The following is a 23,227-nucleotide window of genomic DNA, read 5'->3' as shown; positions in this document are numbered from 1 at the left end:
TCATGAAGAGCCCTGGCTCAGCTGGGCAAGCTTTGCGATGCGGATTTGAAGTTCCCGCATCATGCGGAAAGAGACAGGGCAGACCGCATCGTTTGCGATGGTCAGTGTGCGTTCTTTTTTATTGATATCTTTTACATGACGAAGATTGACGATGTAGCTTTTATGGCAACGGAAAAAATCTTCGCCCAGTTTTTCGAAGTCTTTCATCTTGCCGTAAAATTCATAATAGCCATTTTTCTCGTGTAGTTCGATTTTATGGGGCTGCGGAGAAGTCTCTAAATAGTAAATATCGTCAAGCTTGATATTTTTGATGCGTTCCCCGATATGGACCTGAAAGTATTTGGTCGCATCGGTTTGGCCCAATTGCCTGTACTTGGCGAATGCAGCTTTTAACGCATTTCGGACTTGCTCTGTTAGCTCGCCGGGCACGTCTTTGATAATGAAATCTAAAGCCGCAAGCTTATAGGTGAAGGTTAGCTTCAGTTTGTCGGCATGGGTCGTGATGAAAATGATAGTCGCCAGCGGATCCTGCTGGCGGATATGGCTGGCTAAATCTATACCGTTCATCGTAGTGCCGAATTCAATATCTAGGAAATAGCAGTCTGCCCGATGATTCGACAAATACGTCACCACTTCCTCAGGCTGGGAAGCCGACAGCACGATTTCGATGCTCGTTTCATAAAAAGCCGCATAGTTCATAATGGTGGTCTGGAGAAAATGGCGCTGGTTCTGTTCGTCTTCACAGATGATGACTTTCATGAAGGGCCTCCTTGTGAACCGATTTCGAGGTGATGGGTGAAAAAATGATTTTCAATCACGGTATTCATTTTGATGTGCGGATGCCGGTTGATCAATGTTCGGACAGTGGAAAGACCCGTTCCACGGCCTTCGCCTTTAGTGGAATAATCTGCATCAAATAATCTTTTAATGTTCACGTACTCTGCTTCGATCCGATTTTCCAGGATAAACAAAATAGAACCATCGTCTTTTTTCAGCAGCGCCAGATTGATGCGCGGATTTTGTACAGACAGAGAAGCTTCAATAGCATTATCCATCAGGATCCCGACCACACGCGTGAGCATAATGATGTCCATTTTGATATCGTGGATTTTTTCGGGCGCTTCCACGGTCAATGGAATATTCTGCTCATAGGCGACAAGGACTTTGGTGGCGAGCAAACCTTTTAGTTCGATCAGCTGGATATTTTCGAGCTGGTTGAACACACTCGTTTTCTCGAGAGTGTTCCGTTCGGTTTTTACGATATGCTTATCAAAATATGTTTTCAAACCATCGAGGTCATCCTGGTTTAAATAGCCGCGCATCGTCAGCAGAATATTAGTGTAATCATGGCGGAATTTCTGCATATCGTTGTTGATTTGCTCAAGCGCCTGCATATACTGCGAGAATTGTTCTTGTTCAATCACTCTGCGCTTGACGCGGTTTTCCTTACGTACGCCCCGAAGCAAAAACAAAAACAACATGAGCATGAGGATAAAGTAACTCGATTGAATCAGAAGGTTCATCTTCACCAATTCATTATCTTCTAAATTGGCAGGGAAAAACAAATTTAAGTAAAAAGCAAGTACCGTCAAGCTTGTGATAGCCAGGACGATTAGTTGACTGAGCACATTAAAATGAAAACTTTCAGCGAAGCGCATAATCAATCGCTGATAGCCCAGAATAAACAAAGCGAACAAGAGGATGAACATCCCGGTATGAAAAAGTTCTTGCACCAAAGGGTTCCTGAGATAAAGGACGGATTCAGTTAATTGGCTGATATGATCGGACAAAATGCCCGCCAGTACCACAATGCACAAATCTAGCACCACCCGCAGCGTTTTGGAAAACCAGTAAAACAGCGCAGCGGTTAAAATTCCCAGTGATACCAGGCCAACCCACTCATCGGCAAAGAAATACAAAAAGACTGTCGGGAAAGCTACCAGCAGAAAGCTGGCCAAGATTTTCCTGACAGATAAAGAAATATTCAATGTGTAAAACAAAGCAAAGAAAATGGCGCAGAATTCAATGATTGCTAATAGGAGTGAATTATCAATCAGAAAAACCTCTCTTTCCGTCACTCATCACGCATGAACGGCTGTTTTACCTGGAGTTCACGAGGAACTTCCACTTCATAAAACAGAAATGAACAGCTGCCAATGGAAGCGTATGTAGCAACAAGTATGACGGAACTTGCGATTTTGTTCAATAAGCCCTCTTTAATATTCAACATCCATTTCATCTGAATCCTTCCTCTCTTTTCAATAATTGTATTCCTAAAGCCACACCTTGGACGACAATTCCAAGTACAAGAAACTGCCTTATATCGTTGGAAGAAAGTACCAGCGCTCCTACAACAATCAATAAACGAATCAATAACTTCTTTTGAAGATACTGGTAATGATACTTGTTTTGGATAGGATTCTTTTTTGTCCCTGCTGGACCTGCAAGTGCTATAAAAAGAAGTGCAGCAAAAGCGGCGGCCCAAATAGACTCTGAAGGAAGAGAAATTCTTTCAAGTACTAGAGCCAAAACCGGAAAAGCAAAAATACTCCATAAAATGCAACTCCATTCTGTTTTGAAATGATACCCCAATGAAACTTGTCGGAGAATGAAAAATCCGGCATGAGTGATCAAAGTAGGAATCAAACATCCTAACAGGATGGCTGTTGCATACACCATTAACAATTTCATTCCATTCGATAAAATCGTTTGAACTCCGAAGCGAATTTTTATTTTATCTACTTCGCTATGATCCGGACGGACTAAGGATTTGATTAATACGGATTCAATTAAATGCAATTAGAAGCGCCTCCTTTCACATCCATATTACCAATTATATGTAACTTTATTCCTTAATTGTCTTAAACGTCATCAAATGCTTCATAAACGTATTTTTTTGAAGTGTTTTTCGGTAGATTTTCATTCAACGCATTGGTGGTGATAGTAAGCGTAGGGACTTAACATGCTAAGAAACTGAGAGAATGGAACATTGAATCGATGAAATTCCCCTCTTTTGTTCCAGTAAATAGAAATTTAGATTGATTTTATACGTTCATGACGAAAATGATAGAGCTTACGACAAAAATGAAATTTTTAGAAAAAATACGATTACAATAAAATTGAAATTGCATACACAGCCCCGAAACAAATAATTGGCGTGTGTTGCAAAACAAGAAAGTGGGGTGAGAATAGATGAAGAACAACGATATGAAAAATATCTTGGTGGAGATTGAAGAACATCAGGAAATGGCAGGATTCAATACATGGAACACGATCTCTACAAGCACTTGCATCGCAGTGAGCCATTTTATCGGAAATGACGGCAAGCTTTGCACGTACACAGTTGAGTGCGTCAATAATTGCCGTTGATCAACAGTCCTATTTATAAAGAAGTAAGATAGGCCTGTCTTACTTCTTTCCATTTATTTTAAAAGACAGGGAGTAAAGGCTGAGGGGATAGTATGAAGACGAAAACACCGTTGATCATGCAAGTGCAACAAGCAGAATGCGGCTTATGTTGTGCTGCGATGGTCTTGAACAGCTATAACCATAAGAAAACCATTTATGAATTGCGCAATGAATTTACGATCGGAAGAGACGGATTAAGCCTATCCAATTTAAAGAAGTTTCTTCAAAAGGAAAAGATGGATGCAAAAATCTATAAAGCAAGCCAAGAAGGCATCCCTTACTTGACGACACCATTTATTGCATTGTGGAACCATAATCATTTTGTAGTAGTTGACCGTGTATATAAAAATTCCTTTGAAGTGCTGGATCCGGGACTTGGGCGTAAAAAACTGAAGAAAGATGAATTCTTCGGCAGCTTCTCAGGTTATGTGTTGGATGCTAAACCAACTGATGACTTTACAGAAGTTGAAAGTGCTCATAAGAACCCGTGGATTCAATTGCTTGGGAATTTAAAAAACAAAACAGCATTGTGCATAGGCATTATTCTATTTACTTTTCTAGCCATGCTTCTTCAATTGATGGTACCGATTTTGACTCAACGGTTCATCGATAGTTTTACCTTGGGCGGTCGGGAAAACGGTATTCTATTATTTTTAATTGCAGCTTTGGCTATCAGTAGTGGGTTTCTTATTATTAATTTGTTTAGGGGAATGCTGCTGAATCTATTGAATGTTTTTTTGAGCAGATCCATGACCAAAAGTGTTTTCTCTCATATGCTGGATTTGTCTTATGAATTTTTTGACGTACGTTCGCCCGGCGATTTGCTTTATCGCCTGAACAGTATTTTAGCCGTTAGGGAATTGATTTCTAACAGCATCATTCCAGGTATTGTCACTGCAGGAACCGCTTTATCCATCGCGATTTACTTGTTTTACAATTCGTTGACAATGGGATTATTGGTAGTATGCCTGACTGTATTAAATTGCTTTTTCCTGTTTGCAACAAAAAATAAAGTAACCGATGCAGTGGACAATGAACTTCTTCAGCAAAGTAAAACGCAATCCGTTATGACTGAAACTTTATACTCCATGATTTTTGTGAAGATGAGCAGTTTGGAAAAGCTTTTTTTCAACCAATGGGAATCCGCATTCGATAAAGCGGTAGATTCATTTTATCGACGCTCCACTATACAAAATGTCATTACCTCCATATCATCGTCCTTCCAAATGGCCTCACCGTTAATAATCATGGCCTACGGGTTCTATCTTTTTATAGAAGGCGAGCTGACATTGGGGGAAGTAATCGCCATCCAGACGATTTCTGCAACATTGTTTTCCCAAGTCAATTCGCTCTTCTCTTCTTACACGCAATTGATTATGGCGGATTCCTATTTGAAAAGGATACTAGATATCACACTTGCAAAAACTGAAATCAGAGAAGATGAAGGGTTAAGTCAAATCGATTCAATCGAATCAATTGAGTTTCGTGATGTCGCATTTCGCTATTCAGACTATAGTGAACCAAGTCTCATGAAGGCTTCTTTCACTATCCAAAAAGGCGAAAAAATTGGTGTAGTGGGAAAATCGGGATCTGGAAAAAGCACCCTGGCTAAACTGCTGACTGGGCTCTATACAAACACCTCGGGAGAAATCCTAATTAACGGAAGAACAGATATGAAAATAAACAATCGGTCCATCCAACAAAAAATCGGAATTGTTCCACAAGATATTTTACTTTTCAATAAATCCATCTTGCAGAACATCACCATGGGTTTAGATGATTTTACGGTGAAGGATGTAGAAAAAGCCGCTCGGATGGCGAATATTCATGACGAAATATTAAACATGCCAATGGGCTACGAAACCGTTGTCAGTGATATGGGGTTGAACATCTCAGGCGGCCAGCGCCAGCGGATCATGCTTGCGAGGGCATTAGTCCGCAATCCTGAATTTTTGATTCTAGACGAAGCGACCAGTTCACTTGATAACCATAATGAACGAATCATTTCTGCATATCTAAAAGAAATGAAATGCACAACTGTCGTTGTCGCCCACCGGTTACAGACGATAATAGACGCAGATCAAATCATCGTAATGAATCAAGGCCAAATAGCTGGAATGGGAACGCATGATGAGTTGATTGCCGAAAACAGAGTGTACCAGGAGCTTTATTATGCGAAAGGATGAGGTCATGAAAACGAACGAGATGGCAGATATGTTTTTTCCTGAACTGAAGAATGACGATTCCCGTTTCGCAGAACTTGTAAAAGCAGTGTCGGGCAAGCGGGCAGAAGAGCTTTTGGCAGAAAACAAAGAAGAACAGCAGACAACAGTTGCCTTTTATCATTTTACTGCAGACAGCATTGCCTCTATTAGACTGAATCCAAGCATGCCTTTTGCAAATTTCTATCGTTTCCTGGTGTCAGAAGCATTCAAAGAATTCCATATGCTTCTTGAGCGTTATCCCTTTATTGAAAACAAAGTCGAGTTTGCCGAAGAAGTATTCAGTCAAGTGATCGAAAAGCTTTGGAGTTTATCTTACAGATCGCTGATCCAATTGATGAAATCCACTTCGTTGCAAGGGCGCGATGAAAAGGAGCGGTTCCATTATTTTAACGAGGTTTTATTGAGTGATGAAAAGTTCGTTAATGAGTACTTGATGAATCATCCAGTGTTTGCAGAGTCGCTTCAAAAAGAAATGGAACGGAGCATCGCTTATATCCGCTTGGTTTTGGATCATTGCCATGAGAATTTAGGCATTCTGAAATCCCGCTTTTCGAAAAAAACTTTAACGCTGCAGAAAATCTCTGTAGGCAAAGGAGATACTCACCAGAATGGGAAAACAGTCAGTTTACTTTATTTCGAAGAGCTGACACTCGTTTATAAACCAAGAAGTCTAGCAATCGATGCCAGCTATCAGGAATTTCTTGCTTATTTGAATAAGGAAGTAGGCCTGGATTTCAAGGAAGTGGAAATCGTTACTTTTCAGGACTTCGGATTTATGGAATTTATTGAACATAAACCTTGTGAGAAAGAAGAAGAACTGGATGGCTTTTATCGCAAGGTGGGCTATCACTTAGCTAATTTTTACCTTTTAAATGGGAACGATATGCACTTTGAAAACGTGATTGCTAACGGGGCTGAACCGGTCTTTATTGACCTTGAATCCCTATTTGCGCCTCAGCTCGCAGGAAAATACAACAATTTAGATGCAAGTTTGAGAACACTGTATCGCCAATTGGAAGCTTCGGTGCAAGGCATTTCCTTGCTTTCTACAGAAATCGGCAGCCGGCAGCTGATGGATATCGGAGGCATTGCCAAAAATAATGGCCAGACTGCTTCATATCGTTCGGCCAAAATAAAAGATGCATTTACAGACCAAATGAGTTATCAGCTTGTATATCCAAAAGTTGATGAAAAACAAAATAATCCATTCATGGACGGAAAAGTGGTTGAATCCGTAAATTATAGAGAGCTGATTTGGGAAGGGTTTGAGTCTCTCTACCGACATTTCATGGTACATAAAGATGAAATAAGCAAGGTAGTGGAAAAATTCTTTTCTGGCCAGACCATTCGATATATTCACAGGTCTACCATGTTTTATTCCAAATTACTAACTATGCATACATATCCTCTATTTATGAACGACAAATACTTGAAGGATCTATTGTTTCATCGAGTGGGCATTCATCACACGCCGCAGGATAGAGCTTTTCTGAATTCTGAATATGCGGATCTGCATCGGATGGATGTTCCGTATTTTCAAGCGAATACGTCATCTGTCCATATTATGAATTCAAATGGGCAAATGATTTCCAATGTGCTTGAAGCACCGCCGATACAAGCGAGCCTCGACAAAATCATAAAATTATCCGACGAAGATTTAATGGAACAGAAAAGACTCGTTGATATCACGTTCATGAATAAACGGAAAAGCAGTCAAGACCGGACAGGCCTGACATTCGCAATAGGCGAGGGAGGGGCTGTGCAAAGTGATCATGCATATTTAAAAACGGCAAAAGAAATCGGGGATTTTCTGGTTCGAAAAATGGTTGCCGAAGATGCGCATGGTTATTGGATAGGGCCGACCATCAACTTAAAGCAAAAAGAAGAAGCTTGGGTTCCGGGACTTATTGAAACGGATGTCTATAACGGCAGCAGCGGAATCGGCATTTTCCTTGCCTATCTTTACTCCGTGACGGGAGAAGAGAAATATCGTCAAGCAGCAGAAAAATCCATGCTGGTAATTGTCGAGTATTTGGAAAAAATAGAAGAGGTGGATACGAAGCCTCTTGGCGTAGGCGCTTTTGTCGGTTTTAGCGCGTATCTCTACGGAGTTTTCAAGTGCGGGGAATACTTGAAAAAAGATGACTGGGTTCTTTTAGGATTTGAAAAACTAAGCTGGCTGAAGGAAAAAGTGATAGCAGAAGATATAACCGATCCCGATTATATTTATGGTTTGACTGGCACGATCCACATGCTTTTCCAACTAGCGAGGGAATTTTCAGGAGAACAGCGTTCATCGCTGATGGATGTTTTGGACTTACTGGGTAATCAGCTACTGAAAAACGAACCGGAGGATATGCCGCTTTCAGGATTTGCGCACGGTTTAGCCAGTCTTATGTCCAGTTTCGCGTTGCTGTCTCAGCAGTTCCAAGATCCAGCATATGAAAAAGCTGTTTATAAGTGTTTCGAAACAATGAAGAAATTCAAATCGACTGAAAAGGGTGCCTGGTTCAACTCGCTTGAGCAGCAAGATGTTAGTTACGGCTTCTGTCATGGAACGCCTGGAATATTGATGGCTTACACAATCTGCAAAGAAGTGGGCTTCCCCGTACCGGAGCAATGGCTCAAACAGTCCGTTGAGCATATAAAGAATAATAGCTTCGGCAATACACTCACGTATTGTCATGGCGATATCGGAAATCTCGAAATCATGTATGCCTACGCTGAAAGTTTTGGGGATAAGGCACTTGAACGGCAAGTGGACGCCACTGTACAGACATTGTATGACACTCAATTATCCAACGTCCTAAACAGCAAGTTAGCCCATTCTTATGTATTAGGAGTGATGGCAGGAATTTCGGGAGCCGGCTTGTTCCTATTGAACCGGGTTGCTCACGACAGTAAACCCACAGAAGTTTTGATGTTCACTTAATACATTGAAAGGAGGTGAAAAAATGGAAAAAATGAAGGAGCTTGAAAAAGTAACTGGTCTTATTTCTGAAGAAGAATTGGATCAAGATATGGCAGCCATCAACGGCGGAGGCACTCCAGCTATCATTTCTGCAATCAGCGCTGTAACAGCGGTAACGGTCACAAGCCCGTGCCCGACATCAGCTTGCTCGAAATCTTGTTAATCCGGAACTGTTTATAAAAAAGGGGGAGGGGAGAATCTACACCTCCTCTTTCCAATTTTAGCGGGGAGATGAAATCATTGGTTCAAGCGATGACATCCGAAGTCGAAACAGTAAATTTCAATGGCTTCTATGAAGCTTTGTTGAACGAACATCAATCCAAGTTCGAAGAAATTCTTTCAGAACATCACGCGGTACTCCAGAATCCGGAGAAAATTCGGTTGAAAATGCAGCAGGCCATTTGTGCTGATTTAAATAAAATTGCTTTTCGCACCTTGCTGACAAAATTCCATCTTTTCAAACAGGACAAACCACAAATTTCCGAGACGGCTGATTATTACTATGCCCAATTTTCAGAGCTGTGCAAATCCCCCCTATTTATGGTGGAGATGGAAACAGAATATCCGCATCTCTTAACAATATTGAATCAGCGCATTCAATTCTATCTGATCAATATACAGGAACTTTTACAGCATTTTGCTGAGGACCTTGAAGAAATCGCAAATGAATTCACTCCAAGAATTTCTTTCGTCAAGGATATTCACTTTAGCTTGGGGGATTCTCATAATAAAGGAAAAAATGTGGCTCTGGTGGAAACGGATGGAGGCATACTGGTCTATAAGCCGCATCATCTATTCAACGATTTGTTCTTAAAAGATTTATTGGAATTTATCTGCAGCGAAATGGGTGTCAGCATGAAAACAATCCAGACCATTTCCCGTGATACGCATGGCTGGCAGGAACAGATAAAGCCCGAAAGCTATCGGAATACGCAAGAAGCGGAACAGTATTACCGCAATTTAGGGATTCAGCTGGCAATCTTTTATTTATTGAAAACAGATGATATCCACTATGAAAATATTATGATGAACCGGGAAACCCCGTTCATTTTGGATCTGGAAACAATTGTTGCCAATAAAAAAGATGCAGAACAAGAAGAGGCTGATACGCTCTTTTTGGAGTTTTGTAATGAAATCAATGAGTCGGTAATGGGAGTATTTATCTTGCCGGCAAATTACAAATTTTCGCCATTTGATATTGATTTATCTGCCATCAATAATGAAACAGAAGTATCGGTGCACTGGAAATCATTTATTATAGAAAACCCGAAGTCAGATACAATGCAATTGGTCCGGAAACCTTCCTATATCGAAAAAAAGCAGACGAGTGCCATGATTCAAGGAGAACTAGTCAATCCTTATGATTATCTTGAAAGCTTAAAAACAGGATTTCAAACTTGTTATCAATTTCTTTGGCGACATCAAGAAAAATTGGAAATGTTGCTCGACAATCCTTTATATAAAAGGATTTCATCGCGGCAAGTGCTGCGTGCCACAAGCCTTTATGCCAAATTATTGGATGCCGTCACCCACCCTCATTACATGAAAGACAACCAGGAAGTGAAGCGGATCTTTAATAAACTAATACCAAAACATGCGATTTCAAAAGAAGAAAAGAAAAAAATCACTGTCGAAATTGAAGCTCTACAACAGCATGATGTTCCTTATTTCACTCAACCGTGGAATAGCCGTTCCTTAGTGATCGATGTTAATACTGAAATTCCGAATTATTTTCAAAAAAGCCTGCGTTCTATTGTCAGCGAACGCTTGGCGAACCTTTCTGAGCAGGATTTGGCAAAACAACTAGCCTATATCGATTTATCCATGCTGACATTGCCGAGAAGAAGCCAAACCTCTTCCCAGGTTTTTTCTTCTGTTTATGTGAATGATGCCAAGGAAATAGTCCGGAATCGACTGGACTCGCAATTCAAATTAACGATTCAAAAGGCGGAACCGTGCACCTGGATGTGCCATGAAGTGGATGGAGAGAATAAAGTAAAGCTTTCTCCGATTTCCTATTCTTTGTATGACAGTCTCGGCCTCCTTGTAAATTTCCTTATGTACCATCGAATGACACAAGAAAAAAAGTATCTCGACTACGCAAAAAAAGGACTTGAAGGAGTTCTTTCTATATATCCATATCAGTCATTGATCGATAATGGAACCTTATCTGTGTTCAACGGAGCGGGCGGATATTTATATGTGCTCGAATGCTTCTATAACGCTACTGGGGACACTGTGTACTTCGATAGATTAATTGAGCTGAGCAAAGCATTGAAAAAATCAGAACATCAGCTTGAAGAAGCCGATTTTACAAGTGGCTTATCCGGACTTGTGTATTTGTTTGCTCAACTTTATGAAAAGCACCAGTATCCTGTTTTCCGGGAAGCAGCCATTCGGTTTGGAGCCAAATTAAAAGCCGGACAAGAACAGAACCCCACTCAGCTATGCGGATTGGCCCATGGCCTGTCAGGTGTGGCCATGGCTTTCATGGCATTACACAAAATGACTGGCCAAGAGCAATATTTGAATCAAGCAAAGAAGTGCATTCTAAAAGAAAATCAACATTTTGTTGAAGCGACATCGAACTGGAAAGATTTGCGGACAGAACACTATTTGCAGGATACTGTGTATTGGTGCCACGGAGCTCCCGGCATCGCCTTGGCACGGTTGTCCATTCTAACAGCGTTAAAAAACAGCGATGAAACTGAATTTGCAACAGCAGTTGAAAGTGATTTAATGGGTGCTGTAAAGAAAATAATGAAAGACGGCTTCGATCCCGAACTTGGAGATAGCTTATGCCACGGGCGATACGGAAATTTGGATATCCTCATCGAAATCAATCGTGTGCTGAAAAGTCAAGATATAGAACAATTTATCCATCGCCAGTCTAAAGGAATCCTCAGCGATTTGGCAGCGGGCCATTACCGTTCAGGAGCTGCCAGCCATTTGCCGATTCACAACTTTATGCTGGGTACTTACGGCATCGACCATGTATTGATGCGAATGCACCAGCCAGATCTTCCTTCTGTATTGAATTTAAGATGGTAAACGACATCCACCAAGAGAGGAGTATGACCATGCTCGCACTTCAAGGAATCAGCAAAAACTTCGGAGATCAGATTGCGCTTCGAAACGTAGATTTAACCATCAAAAGAGGGGAAATCGTTGGGCTTGTCGGTCCGAATGGCTCCGGCAAGACGACGTTAATGAAGATCGTCAACGGCCTGATCGTCAACTATGACGGAAATTTAGTCAGGGACGAAGCGGTCGGCGCTTTGATTGAAAGCCCCAAATATTTCGAGGCCAAATCCGGCCGCTACAATTTAAAATACTTTAACGAACTTTTCGGCTCTCATGAAAACATTGAGAAATTGCTGAAGCAATTGAATATGGAGAGCTATCAAAAGAAAAAAGTGAAAGAGTATTCCATGGGGATGAAGCAGAGGCTCGGAATCGCTCTTGCACTTACCGGGGAACCTGCATATCTTATCTTAGATGAACCGACCAACGGGATGGACCCGAGCGGTGTTTATGAGGTGTTGAAGTATTTAAAGGCGCTGGCCGTCGAAAACAATATCGGCATCTTGATCTCGAGCCATATTTTGACTGACGTGGAAACTTTGTGCGATAGGGTGTATTTGATTAAATCGGGCGAGATTCAGAAAGAATATCAACCGCTTGCCAAGTGGTCCCTGCAGACAGGTGACGTGGAAAAAGTACGGGCTTTGCTTGAACACGTTCCAAGCGCCGCACTGGAAGGCAATCTGCTCACTGTCCACAAAGGAGAATCCAAGCGTCTGCATCAATTATTGAAAGAATACGGCATTTCCGCTTCACAAGTGGTTTCTGAAGAGACGGACCTGGAAGACATTTACTTCAATATGATGGGAGAGGTTCGCACATGACGTTTAGTAGTTTGTTATCGCTTGAATTAGGAAAAACATTCAAAAGCATTTTCACTTATCTCTCACTTATTGTAGCCATGATATTTGGAAGCGGGATCATCGTGTCGATCACGCTTTACAGCGGCCCGTTCGACAACGGAAATTTAATCGGCGTGTATGCGACCTTGTCGTTACTGTTTTTGGTCGTCATCAGCATGAAAAATATTTTGGTCGACCTGCATTATAAAACGCATTATTTCTATTTCACTTCAGCGCGCCGGCGAATCGATTATTTCCTGGCACGGCTGATCATTAATGGAACGATGGGCATTCTTTTTGCTCTTGGGGGAGTGGGGCTGCTCGCCATCAATTGGTCGTTGAACGGCTTGGCATTCGGTGCAGTAGACGCTGCGCTATTGATTGGGGAATACCTGCTCTTCGCTGTTTTCTTTACGAGCGTTTTCTTTTTGATCACTTTGTTTTATCAGAACGTCATGAACCTTGCCATTGTCTTTTTGGTGCTGTACTTGATTGTTCCGAGCATGTTCGGGGCTATGATGCAAATTCCGAACTTGCCGGGATGGGTTTACAAAACATTGGAGCTGATCCCGTTTTATTCGGTGCCGATGTATGTGCCGACAGTGGATATGAGCTTAATGCAAGGGCTGATTTCGGTCGGTTTTGTCCTGGCGGTTTGCTTGTTTATCGTTTTTAAGTTCCCGAAAGTCGATTATTGATTAAGGAGGGACGGCATGAAAAAAATAACGATTATAGCGGCATCCCGGAATGAACAATCCAGGGTCATGGATATCACCAGGGAGATGCTGCACCGGGAAGACTTAGAGCGTTATGAGACGGTGTGCATAACTCCCGAGAACTTCCGGGTCGCGCCGCCTTCCGGGCAAAAGGATATTTTCAGCAGGGGGATGGTGGAAGAAGACGCACGCCTAAAAGATGATATGCCAGCGATTCGGCACCATTTGTTGACGAGCGAATTGATTGTGGTTGTCAGTCCTGTGTATTCCCATAACATCCCTGGAGATTTGAAAAATCTGATTGACCGGATATCCAACTGGACCCATCTTTTTGCCCTCGCCGTAACGCCTGTCTTTCTTCTCGTCACAGCCGAAAGCAACGGAGCGCCGTTCGTAATGAGTTATCTGGAGAAAGTTTTTACCGCAATGGGCGCAACCATCCTGCACGAAGACGTGTTTCTATTGACCGAACCCGAGCGGGCGGCCGAGAAGATGGAAGAGCTCCATCAGAAAATAAGCTACGTTTTAGAAAAACCGCTCTTATACGGGCCAAATTCGGTGCAAGAGGCTTTGTTTCAAAGCCTGAAAGAAATTATCCGCCAGTACCCGGCCGATCATTACGAATACAAGTACTGGAAAGAACAGGGGATGTTCCAGGACAACACATTGGAAGATCATTTCCGGAAAAAGCAGCCGCTCGATGCGTTATAAAAGCAAAGAAAGGAATGAGCTTATGAAAATCATCGGAATTGCTTTTAGTATACTCGCAGCCATTTACTTAATGAATAATTTTTCAAACGGAACATTGGAAGAGCCGCCAGCCCTGGCGATTGCCTTTTTCTGTATCGGCATCACTTTTCTGACTTTGGGCAACGAGAAGAAGAAAGGAAAAAAGTCGTCCAATCACTCATGACAAATAAGGGGATTGGATAAAACATGAAAAAACACGCTCCGCCGGTTGGCTGAGCGTGTTTTTTTGTGTAGAGAATCAAATTCTGCGAACGGCGTCTTTCTTGCTGAAAATCCCAATCAGCAATAATACCAAGCCAATGATAAACGTGCTGGGGTACAGGATTGCGAGCATCGCCACTGCAGCCCAACCATTTTGTTCATACCAAGCATAGCCCATGCTGACGAGCCAGGAAAACAATGGGCAAATGACGAAAATCGTCGTGATGCCCCAAATGATGTATTTTCCTTTGCGGGAATAATCTTTACCGAGCTGAAAAGCGAGAAGCAGCGAGACGAGCAAAATGCCACTGGCTGCGGCGAATTCCATGTCGGATAGCCTCCTTTTAGTGGATGCCAATCTAAGGTGAGATTCTGTTTAGTTGGCCTCATTTTAACACAAATTCCCAATTCTTAAAGTCTTGATTGGAAATCCCTCTAGCTCTATGAGAAAGGTTTCCAGGTATTCCCTTAGGGTAACAGGGGAGTAGAGCTAGGAGGAGAAAAAATGAATAACCGATTGAAAAAATGCTTTATTGGTGATACCTACTTATGGCGTAGTCGCCTTTATTATGGGTTACATCATAGAAGGAAAACCTGTTTGGAATCTGGTCATCAGTTCCATCATTGCTGGATTTCTTCTTGTTGTATTCATTTTACCGCGTATGGAGAAGAAGCGGCTAGAAAAGCAGAAGACACAAAACAGCTTGGAGGATAACTGAAATGACTAACTATGCAGTAAAGGCCATTTCATGGGCAGTGGCATACGCGGCCATCGCGTTTTTGACGAGTTACATATTCGGTGGCGAACCGGGATGGGTCTTCTTTTTCGGCTCCTTGATTGCCGGATTCATTATAGCTGGTGTGCTGCGCCCAATCGTTCAGAACAAGCGCCGCAAGAAACAGCAGCGGGCAGGTGAACGCATATGAGTTGGCTGGAGATGAAGAAACATCTTACAGAACCAATCATTTCAAAGGAGAAAGACCCGCTGATATTTTTCCCTTTAGTCTTTCTCGCCACCTGGATCGGGACAGCGGTCTATCGAAGAAGCGGCATCTCCTATTTTGAATACTTGCTGTGGATGGTTCCAGTCGCCATCATCGCTTTCGCTTTGTACTTTTTGCTGATTGTTTGGCTGAAGAAGCGGAGGGCGAAAGACAAAGAATGATCCACCCACAAGCGCCGATCGCTAACAGATCGACGCTTGTTTCATTTCCACCTGGCCGTCCTCACCGTCGACATGATCGATGCCCCATTCGCAATTCCCTTCGTTTTCCCACTCCACTTCATAGCGCCCCCAGCCATAGTCGATGGAAATCACTTCGGCTGTTCCAAATGAATTGGTGTGAAGCTCTTCAATAATTGCGATGGCTTCGGATTCACTAATCTGCGGTTCTTGCATGCAGCCGAATAATAGAGAGCTTAAGAACAATACGAGCAGACTCAAGCGCTTCATGGCTTCACCCCTTTGGCAGATAGACGGAATTGAGCCAACAAAAGTTACTGGAATTTCGGCTGAATATGTTATGTGCTTGCGATAGGCGGGTAGGCAGGGAGTAACACCCATTTATTTGGCAACTAGCAACAGCTTGGTGAATGACCGCAAATGGCCCGGATAGTTAGCACGGAGGAATAAACCTCAAAATCCTTACTAGAGAGGAATGGTTGAAATGAAAAAATTCGCAGCAATTATCTTCGCAAGCGGATTGGCATTGTCCGCATGTTCAGGCGACAGCGAACCGGAAACAGAACCACTCGAAGAAAACGACGGCGCCGATGATACGATGACGGATACGGATGATGGTGAAGAGGAAGAAGATTAATCAGTGTTAACTAGATCTTCAATCCAAAATCGTCCAGTAAGACCACATATTCCGATGTATTGGATGAAGTAGATGAAGTATAAGAAAAAGGCCTGCAATTGCGCAGGCCTTTTTCTTGTTAAGATCAATTCGCCACTTTTTCTAAATTCTTTTCAAGCATAAGTGTCTCCCGGTAATGCTCAGCTTCTGCAAGTTTCGTGAACTCAACCACTTTATTGTGATTGTTGGTCACTACGTCAGCGATTTCATCGAGAGTTACGCGGAAGAATTCCTTGCGTTCATTTACCTTGTTTAATCGTCTTTGGTGGAATGCTTTGTGAAGGGCATTTTCTAAAGTTGGTGCATCTTCAGAGAAAATCATCGCATGTACATCGAAGGTGAAGGGCACGGAAGCATCTCCCAATTCTTTTACCCGGTCCATTGGTTCGAGACGACGGGTCATACCGATTTTATAAACGTCTTCTCCGAAAGAACCAATATTGGAGATGATATAGACATATCCGGCTCTAGTGTTCTGTTCGCGGTTCAGGACATCTTCTTTATCTTTTTCTACAAGTGCCAGTTTCGCTTCAAGTTCCAGAATTTTATGTTGAATGGCAGCTTTTTCATCATCGGAAGTTGAGTCGAGTCGCAACTTCAATGAGTTGATTTCTTGCATGAAATGTTTTTCTTCTTTTTCGATTTTCTTTTTCAATGCTTCAATTTCTTTCAGAGCTTTTTGTTCTTCGCGCATTTCTTCTTTAATTCTGCGTTGCTCTTCACGTTCTTCCTCTTTCATCTGTTCATACTCATATGCCAAGTATAGCTCTGTCAATTTAAGGTCCAAGTATTCTCCTGTAATTTCAATCCGGTTCTTGGCATTCATTTTATTGAGTTTAGCAAAAGAATTACGGATTCTTTTTTCGATTGATTCAATATTATTGAACTTAGCTTTTGAAATGGCGTTGTCACAATCTGTATTAAAGGAATAGAGCGTCATTTTGATATTATCATTATTCATCTTTCGTCCTTCAGCTTTACTGCCGTTCAACTCCCAGCCATCGAAGTGTACTGTGGCACGTTTTTCTTTCGCCAATTGCTTCTGTCGAGCGCGAATTTGATCCAACTGAGCTTTGTACACCTGTGAGTTTTCAAAGTTGTATTTTGGTGAATAGAACCCAAACTCCTGGTAAAGGATTTCGTCATCAAATACGATAATTTCCTCCTTCTTATCTTGAACCATTTTTTGCAATGATTCGATCTGCTGTTCCAATTGGATTTTGTCTTCAGCTAACTTTTCGGTTTTCTTGTTTTCCAAGGAGATTGCATTCTGTATAGACCCTAATTCATCCGCGACTTTCAGTTTTTCCAATAAGGACTCTTTCTTCTTTTCCAAAGTAGAGAGTTCGTGTTCTTTTTCGTTTGTAAGACGTTGAATTTCTTTTTCAATGGACTCCTTACGCTCATTCAGTATGAGTAAATCTCCAAAGCCGCTGTCAGCCCATTGCTGATGATGCTTCGCTTCCTCCTTCTGCCTTTGTTTCATTAAGACAATTGCTGCAATCAACGGTAGTATCAGATACCATTGCGAGAATAGTAAACCGATAAACCAAATAGAATGATACCATTTTGTCTGCACTGAAAAACCCCCTAGTGCTTAGTCTAATTCCTAATTAAAACAACTGTTAAGGACATTATACCTGTTAAAACTATTGAAAAAGCATTTATTTGTGAATTAAATGGAAATTAAAAAAGATATATTATGAAATTAGATGAAATAAAGTATCTATTACTGTGAAAACTATTCTGTTCCATCTATTAATTTGTCTATTTATGATTCTAAGCTAATAATCTGTCAATAATTGTAGTAATATTGCGAAAAGAATCCTCATAATAGTTAAATAATGCTAAACTGAGATTAAGTGAGAAATAGGATTTTACAACTAGAGAAGATAGGAGACAGCCGTATGATTATCTATAACGAAAGTTCTTCCCAATTCATGAACCACGTACGAGAGAATCGCATCGAATCCGTTCTCTTGGAGCGGGTGCAGGAGAAGATGAACCATTCTGTTTCACCGAGCGAGATCCGTTCGTGGACCAATTCCCTGCCGGAGATGGCAAAAATCCTGCGGGATGCCGATCTGAAAGACGGCACGCACGTGTTGCTTGAATACAAACTGCCATCAACCGAAAAGCGCATAGATTTCCTCATTACCGGTGAAGACAAGTCCGGTAAACAAAACGCAGTCATTGTGGAGTTGAAGCAATGGCAGAAATCCCAGCTGGCAGAAGGCGACGGCATCGTCAAAACGTATCTCGGCGGGCGCGATCGTGAAACGGTACACCCGTCCTACCAATCTTTATCCTATAAGCGTTATCTCGAGAACTTCAACGAGTCCTTATATGAAGGCACAGCAATCAATTTGAGTTCTTGTGCATATTTGCATAACTACACCCCGAATCGTGAAGCGGAGCCTCTGCTCGATGAACGCTACCAAAGTTTTATCGAACAGTCGCCGGTCTATTTCCGGTTCGATGATCTGTTGTTGCGCAAGCGAATTAACGATGCGGTTTCGGAAGGAAAAGGCGATGAGATCGCCCGGAGAATCGAAGAAGGGCGCATCCGACCGTCAAAAAAATTGGTCGAAGCCGTTAATTCATTGTTCGAAGGCAATGAGGAATTCATCCTGCTCGATGAACAGAAAGTCGCCTACGAGAAAGTGCTGTCCATCTACAATAGCCTGGACCTTGAAACCGACCAAAAGCACACGATCCTCATTAAAGGCGGGCCAGGGACCGGAAAGTCGGTCATCGGACTGAACTTGATGAATTTCCTGTTGGGCGAGGAAGCGACGATTGAATACATCACGCCGAATCAATCGTTCCGGGAAATCCTCCGCAAGAAACTGATCGGCCGGAGCGGCTTCGTGGAAGTGCGTAGCCTGTTCAAAGGATCTGCTGCGTATGTCGACACACCGAGTAATTACTTCGACGTCCTCGTCTGCGACGAAGCGCATCGCCTGAAAAATCAGGGTCATATGAAGCCTAAAATCGAAGGTGAAAACCAGGCGACCCAAATCATCCGTTCCAGCAGGCTCAGTGTCTTTTTTATCGACGACGAACAAGTCATCTCCAACAAAGACATCGGTCGCTTCGAGCTATTGAAAGAAGAAGCGGAAAAACAAAACGCCCATGTCCATGTCGTCGAACTCGACTCGCAGTTCCGCTGCGCAGGCTCCGGTAATTACTTGGAGTGGCTCGATAATTTGCTATACGACAAGAAACAGGACATCCAGCTCGACGGAGACTTCGACTTCCAAGTCGTCGATTCCCCGCAGGAACTTTATGGAAAAGTCGTCAAAGAAAAAGGCGGCCGGCTGCTTGCCGGCTACGCCTGGGATTGGAATAAGAATCCGGTAAATGGAGAGCTGCCAAAAGACGTTGTAATAGAAGCACACGACTTCGCCATGCCATGGAACGACCCGAACCGTATTGATTGGGCGATTCATCCAGAAGGCTCCGAACAGATCGGCTGCATCCATACCGTGCAAGGTCTGGAGATGGAATATGTCGGTGTCATTATCGGCAACGATTTGACCTATAATCCGGAAACGCAGTCGCTAGAAGTAAAGCGGGAGAACTTTAAAGACAAAGGGGCAAGACCCGCGAAGCCGAAGGGGAAATATGCGGTCGATCCGCTTGATCAGTTGGTGAGGAATACGTATAAGACATTGATGACTCGAGGAATGAAGGGTTGTTATGTTTATTTTTTAAATGATGAGCTATCTAATCAAATAAAGACTAACAAAAACATTATTGAGGAATAGAGACTAAAAACTGGGAGGAATAATAATGGCTGATTTATTTTTGAAAGATGAAGAAATTAAAGAAATATTTAAAAATCATATTAAAATTGATTCGAAGGTAATGTCTATTGAAACTTTATTTGCTAATGAACGAAGAACTAAAAGTACAGTTTATGATCCTTATTATCAAAGAAACTATGTTTGGGATACTGATAAGGCTTCATATTTTATTGAAAGTATTCTTTTAGGTACAGAGATTCCTCCACTGGTTTTCTTTAATACGGGGAAAAAAATTGAAGTAATCGATGGGCGGCAGCGTTTTGAAACAATCAAAAGATTTAAAGACAATAAATTTCATCTTACCAAAAAAGGATTGCGTATTTTTGGAGATTTACAAAAGCAGAGCTTTGAAGATTTTGATATAAATTTACAAGATGTTTTTTGGGATACAAAATTAAGAATAATTGAATTTAGTGTTGTTAATGAACCGAAATTAGATTACAGAAAAGAAGATCAAATAAAAAAAGAAATTTTTAGAAGGTACAATTCAGGAATTACCCCTCTTAAAAATGCCGAGATTGAAAAAGCAATTTATATAAATGACGATACTACTACTTTTTTTAAAAAGAAATTTAAAGATGAGGAAAAAGACTATTTAAGCTTTTTAGATTTATTTTTTTCCGAAAGAGAAAAAGAGTTGAGTAAAAAAGGAATTACTTTAGAGAAAGCCATGTCTAAAGTAAGAGTATTTTTAGTTCTGCATAATTTACCAATAAATTACTATAGTACTTCTCAGGGTAGAAAAGAGTTAATTCAAAAGTTTTTTGAGAATCTCAGTGAAAATACACAAGATGTGGAGGGATTATACGAAGATTTCTTTAAGAAAATAAAGATTTTAAAAAATATTAAAAAGCAACTATCTGTTAATGGAATAGAATATAATAAACTAGTTTTTGAGTGCTTATTTTGGGCTTTAACAATTATGGAGCAAGAAGGTATAAGTCTAGATAGAATTAATGGAAAAGAAGTTAACGATCAACTAATTAAATTTATTGGAGATAATATACAAATCTATACTACTGAGAATAGTCACTTCTATAAGGAAATGAAAGAAAGGTATTCAGGTACTGCCTCGTTTTTTGAAAAGGTTTTTGATTTGAGTTTTGATATATATATCAGAAATAATGCTACTACTCAAAATAAGTTGAAAACTGTAATGAATAATTCGTCAGATACGCATCAAATAATAGAGGTTTTTGAGAGTTTAAGATTAAATAAGCCTGATGCAAGTTCAACAACGATTGATGATATTTGTAGATTAATGAATAGAAAACGTTTTTTGGTTCGGCCTTCATATCAAAGAGGTGAATCTATAAATCAAATGAAATCTTCTGCCATAATTGAAAGTATATTGCTTGGAATAAACTTGCCTCCTATTTTTATTTATAAAAGGTTAGATGGAATATTAGAAGTAGTCGATGGGCAACAAAGACTTCTCTCTATTTTAGGATTTATTGGAGAAGAATTTCTAGATGAAAATGGTGTAATAACAAGTTCTGAAAAAAACAATTATAAGTTGAACAAGTTGAAAATTTTGGATGAATTAAATGGAGATGCATACAAAGACTTAGGCGATAATTTAAAAGAAAAGATACTAGACTTCAATTTATCCTTAGTTACTATTGATGCGAAAATTAACCCTCAATTTGATCCGATTGATTTGTTCATACGTTTAAACAACAAACCTTATCCTATTCGAGAAAATACATTCGAAATGTGGAATTCATATGTTGATCATGAAGTCGTTAGTAAAATTAAGCAAATAGTTTCAAAAAATAATAGTTGGTTTTACTCTAAACTGAAGAATACTAGAATGGAAAATGAAGAGTTGATTACGACTTTAGCTTATTTTGAATATAAGAAAGAACATCCAGATGCATATGACGATTTAGACATTTATCAAAGAAATGACACGATTAATTTTCGAGTGAAATCTAAAGTTGAGATTACAAAAGTTTTAAATTTGGCTTCAGAACAAGAAAAAGTCAAAAATGAGTTTATGAAAAGTATCAGTGATGTTGAAAAGTTTTTAAGAAAACTTAAACTATTATTAACTGATAAAGATATTAGTGAAGATATAGATGAATACTTGAAAGCGGAACTTACAAAATTATTTTATCTAAAGCATTCTAAAGCTGCTAGAAGAACACTTCAGTCTTTTTATGCTCTATGGAATGTCCTTTCAACGATTCCTTACGAGATGGTCAGATTAAATAGAACCGAACTTAAAGAAGAGATTTCAAGTTTATTCAAATATACAAAATCACTGCCCCCAGAAGACCAAGATGGGGCAGGTATAAATAAGTACGAAGAGATGGTAACAGCACTATGGAGTAAATATAGTACAGATGAAAGGAAAGTTATTTTAACTATTGAGGAAAAACAAAACTTATTAAAGAAACAAAAAAATATTTGTTCTCTTTGTAGAAGTTCGTTATTTATTTCAGATGAAATTGAAGTTGATCATAGAGTTCCATTGGCAATTGGAGGAAGGGATAAATTTTTGAATTTACAGTTAGCTCATAAAGATTGCAATAGAAAAAAGGGAATGAAAATGCTTTAACAAATTTCTATGAAAAGAAACTTCAATGAACTAAAAGCTTATAATCTTCAGTTGTTATACTGATCTCAAAATAAATGAACAGCTTCATTTTCAAGGGCTCCCATGGTCATCTCCTTTCCAGCATTCTCATGGGCATAGCGTTTTGAAAAACCTTTAAAAACATTGCGCTAATAAAAGGGATTAAAGTAGGCAGACAACCGGTATCGATACCGACTCAACTATCAGGGTATTACGAATGTTGAGGTCATTGAAGAATTGATTCGTTTTGCGTATGACATTAAAAAAGAAGAGGACGCTGAAAACGAGCTTGGCTTAAACAGAGATGAAGTGGCATTTTATACAGCTTTGGCAGATAACGAAAAAGTAAATGAAATGATGGGCGACGAAACGCTTATTAAAATCGCCCAAGAATTGACGTCCAAAATTCGCGCGAACGTATCATTCGACTGGACTGTCCGTAAAGAGGCCCAAGCCGCTATGCGCCGACTTGTCAAACGCTTGCTGAAAGAACATGGTTATCCGCCGTTTCAACAGAAAGTTGCGTTGGAGACTGTGCTAAGACAGGCTGAGTTGATGAGTACGAATGTTAGTGATTTGGAAGTCTAAGCAACGGGTTTCGAATCCACAAGGGGTGTATAAGGACTAATAAATGATTCAGAGGGAATGTTTCTCGAAAGCTAATGCGTAAAAGTTTATTGATAGTTTTTAATTATATAAAAATATTATGTGAGTAAAGTAAAGCTTGTTTCAACAGAATGGTTTGTAAGCAAAAATTCTAAAAAATAGAACGAACTTGAC

At 40.6% G+C, this 23,227-nt stretch carries 23 protein-coding genes; 16 read left to right on the top strand and 7 right to left on the bottom strand.

Going from position 1 to position 23,227, the window contains the following annotated elements:
• The 4 genes from DP119_RS11065 to DP119_RS11050 are packed head-to-tail and all read right to left on the bottom strand — an operon-like array spanning position 1 to position 2,799.
• Positions 1-759 (bottom strand): LytR/AlgR family response regulator transcription factor, encoded by a 759-nt coding sequence (locus DP119_RS11065; RefSeq protein ID WP_112233232.1) that lies wholly within the window; start codon positions 757-759, stop codon positions 1-3.
• Positions 756-2,078, bottom strand: coding sequence for a sensor histidine kinase (locus DP119_RS11060; RefSeq protein WP_112233231.1), 1,323 nt, complete (start codon positions 2,076-2,078; stop codon positions 756-758). The genes DP119_RS11065 and DP119_RS11060 overlap by 4 nt, the downstream gene beginning before the upstream one ends.
• Entirely contained in the window at positions 2,075-2,239 is a 165-nt protein-coding gene (locus tag DP119_RS11055; RefSeq protein ID WP_112233230.1) for a cyclic lactone autoinducer peptide, read from the bottom strand. Before DP119_RS11055 ends, DP119_RS11060 begins: the two co-directional genes overlap by 4 nt.
• Entirely contained in the window at positions 2,236-2,799 is a 564-nt protein-coding gene (locus DP119_RS11050) for an accessory gene regulator ArgB-like protein (protein ID WP_112233229.1), read from the bottom strand. The genes DP119_RS11055 and DP119_RS11050 overlap by 4 nt, the downstream gene beginning before the upstream one ends.
• 393 nt (positions 2,800-3,192) lie before the next feature.
• Here DP119_RS11050 and DP119_RS11045 point away from each other — a divergent pair, with 393 nt between their 5' ends.
• The 9 genes from DP119_RS11045 to DP119_RS11005 all read left to right on the top strand — a co-directional run bounded on the left by DP119_RS11045 (position 3,193) and on the right by DP119_RS11005 (position 14,159).
• A complete protein-coding gene (locus DP119_RS11045) occupies positions 3,193-3,369 on the top strand; it encodes a plantaricin C family lantibiotic (RefSeq protein WP_112233228.1) in 177 nt (58 codons plus the stop codon).
• A 92-nt stretch (positions 3,370-3,461) separates the two neighbouring features.
• The gene (locus DP119_RS11040) at positions 3,462-5,594 is read left to right on the top strand and encodes a peptidase domain-containing ABC transporter (RefSeq protein WP_112233227.1); all 2,133 of its coding nucleotides are present in this window, start codon (positions 3,462-3,464) and stop codon (positions 5,592-5,594) included.
• A gap of 4 nt (positions 5,595-5,598) precedes the next feature.
• Positions 5,599-8,565 carry a type 2 lanthipeptide synthetase LanM gene (gene lanM, locus DP119_RS11035; RefSeq protein ID WP_167399224.1) on the top strand — a complete coding sequence of 989 codons (2,967 nt, stop codon included), beginning with the start codon at positions 5,599-5,601 and terminating at the stop codon, positions 8,563-8,565.
• A 22-nt stretch (positions 8,566-8,587) separates the two neighbouring features.
• The gene (locus DP119_RS11030; protein WP_112233225.1) at positions 8,588-8,767 is read left to right on the top strand and encodes a class II lanthipeptide, LchA2/BrtA2 family; all 180 of its coding nucleotides are present in this window, start codon (positions 8,588-8,590) and stop codon (positions 8,765-8,767) included.
• A gap of 77 nt (positions 8,768-8,844) precedes the next feature.
• Positions 8,845-11,655 (top strand): type 2 lanthipeptide synthetase LanM, encoded by a 2,811-nt coding sequence (gene lanM, locus DP119_RS11025; RefSeq protein WP_167399223.1) that lies wholly within the window; start codon positions 8,845-8,847, stop codon positions 11,653-11,655.
• Positions 11,656-11,684: 29 nt separating this feature from the next.
• Positions 11,685-12,512 (top strand): ABC transporter ATP-binding protein, encoded by an 828-nt coding sequence (locus DP119_RS11020; RefSeq protein WP_167399222.1) that lies wholly within the window; start codon positions 11,685-11,687, stop codon positions 12,510-12,512.
• On the top strand, positions 12,509-13,228 hold the full coding sequence (locus tag DP119_RS11015; protein WP_112233222.1) for a hypothetical protein: 720 nt from the start codon (positions 12,509-12,511) through the stop codon (positions 13,226-13,228). The genes DP119_RS11020 and DP119_RS11015 overlap by 4 nt, the downstream gene beginning before the upstream one ends.
• 15 nt (positions 13,229-13,243) lie before the next feature.
• Positions 13,244-13,957, top strand: a complete 714-nt coding sequence (locus DP119_RS11010) for a flavodoxin family protein (RefSeq protein ID WP_112233221.1) — start codon at positions 13,244-13,246, stop codon at positions 13,955-13,957.
• Positions 13,958-13,979: 22 nt separating this feature from the next.
• Positions 13,980-14,159 carry a hypothetical protein gene (locus DP119_RS11005; RefSeq protein ID WP_146747873.1) on the top strand — a complete coding sequence of 60 codons (180 nt, stop codon included), beginning with the start codon at positions 13,980-13,982 and terminating at the stop codon, positions 14,157-14,159.
• A gap of 75 nt (positions 14,160-14,234) precedes the next feature.
• Here the strand turns inward: DP119_RS11005 and DP119_RS11000 are convergent, their stop codons facing one another.
• A complete protein-coding gene (locus DP119_RS11000) occupies positions 14,235-14,525 on the bottom strand; it encodes a hypothetical protein (RefSeq protein ID WP_112233219.1) in 291 nt (96 codons plus the stop codon).
• 177 nt (positions 14,526-14,702) lie between these two features.
• On the opposite strand from DP119_RS11000, the gene DP119_RS10995 reads away from it, so the two are divergent.
• Genes DP119_RS10995 through DP119_RS10985 form a run of 3 tightly spaced genes read left to right on the top strand, consistent with a single transcriptional unit; the run spans position 14,703 to position 15,363 of the window.
• Positions 14,703-14,912 carry a hypothetical protein gene (locus DP119_RS10995; RefSeq protein ID WP_146747872.1) on the top strand — a complete coding sequence of 70 codons (210 nt, stop codon included), beginning with the start codon at positions 14,703-14,705 and terminating at the stop codon, positions 14,910-14,912.
• Positions 14,913-14,917: 5 nt separating this feature from the next.
• Positions 14,918-15,124, top strand: a complete 207-nt coding sequence (locus tag DP119_RS10990) for a hypothetical protein (protein WP_112233217.1) — start codon at positions 14,918-14,920, stop codon at positions 15,122-15,124.
• Positions 15,125-15,135: 11 nt separating this feature from the next.
• Positions 15,136-15,363 carry a SoxR reducing system RseC family protein gene (locus DP119_RS10985; RefSeq protein WP_146747871.1) on the top strand — a complete coding sequence of 76 codons (228 nt, stop codon included), beginning with the start codon at positions 15,136-15,138 and terminating at the stop codon, positions 15,361-15,363.
• A 21-nt stretch (positions 15,364-15,384) separates the two neighbouring features.
• Here DP119_RS10985 and DP119_RS10980 read toward each other — a convergent pair whose 3' ends face one another.
• Positions 15,385-15,651, bottom strand: coding sequence for a hypothetical protein (locus DP119_RS10980; protein ID WP_112233215.1), 267 nt, complete (start codon positions 15,649-15,651; stop codon positions 15,385-15,387).
• Between the two features lie 214 nt (positions 15,652-15,865).
• Between DP119_RS10980 and DP119_RS15860 the strand changes: the two genes are divergently transcribed.
• Positions 15,866-16,018, top strand: coding sequence for a hypothetical protein (locus DP119_RS15860; protein ID WP_167399221.1), 153 nt, complete (start codon positions 15,866-15,868; stop codon positions 16,016-16,018).
• 124 nt (positions 16,019-16,142) lie between these two features.
• On the opposite strand, the gene DP119_RS10975 is transcribed toward DP119_RS15860, so the two are convergent.
• Positions 16,143-17,636: an SNIPE associated domain-containing protein gene (locus DP119_RS10975; protein ID WP_205853874.1), complete on the bottom strand. Its 1,494-nt coding sequence runs from the start codon at positions 17,634-17,636 to the stop codon at positions 16,143-16,145.
• 328 nt (positions 17,637-17,964) lie between these two features.
• Here DP119_RS10975 and DP119_RS10970 point away from each other — a divergent pair, with 328 nt between their 5' ends.
• The 3 genes from DP119_RS10970 (at position 17,965) to DP119_RS10960 (ending at position 23,035) form a co-directional block, all read left to right on the top strand.
• Entirely contained in the window at positions 17,965-19,827 is a 1,863-nt protein-coding gene (locus tag DP119_RS10970; protein WP_112233214.1) for a DUF2075 domain-containing protein, read from the top strand.
• A 25-nt stretch (positions 19,828-19,852) separates the two neighbouring features.
• Positions 19,853-22,429: an HNH endonuclease family protein gene (locus DP119_RS10965; RefSeq protein ID WP_112233213.1), complete on the top strand. Its 2,577-nt coding sequence runs from the start codon at positions 19,853-19,855 to the stop codon at positions 22,427-22,429.
• A gap of 228 nt (positions 22,430-22,657) precedes the next feature.
• A complete protein-coding gene (locus tag DP119_RS10960) occupies positions 22,658-23,035 on the top strand; it encodes a type I restriction enzyme endonuclease domain-containing protein (protein ID WP_112233212.1) in 378 nt (125 codons plus the stop codon).
• Positions 23,036-23,227 lie beyond the last annotated feature (192 nt).

It is taken from the genome of Planococcus maitriensis (assembly GCF_003289925.1).
In the GTDB taxonomy this organism is placed as follows: Bacteria; Bacillota; Bacilli; order Bacillales_A; family Planococcaceae; genus Planococcus; species Planococcus maitriensis.
Note: the sequence above shows the minus strand (reverse complement) of the source record. Positions and strands in the feature narration are given on the sequence as shown.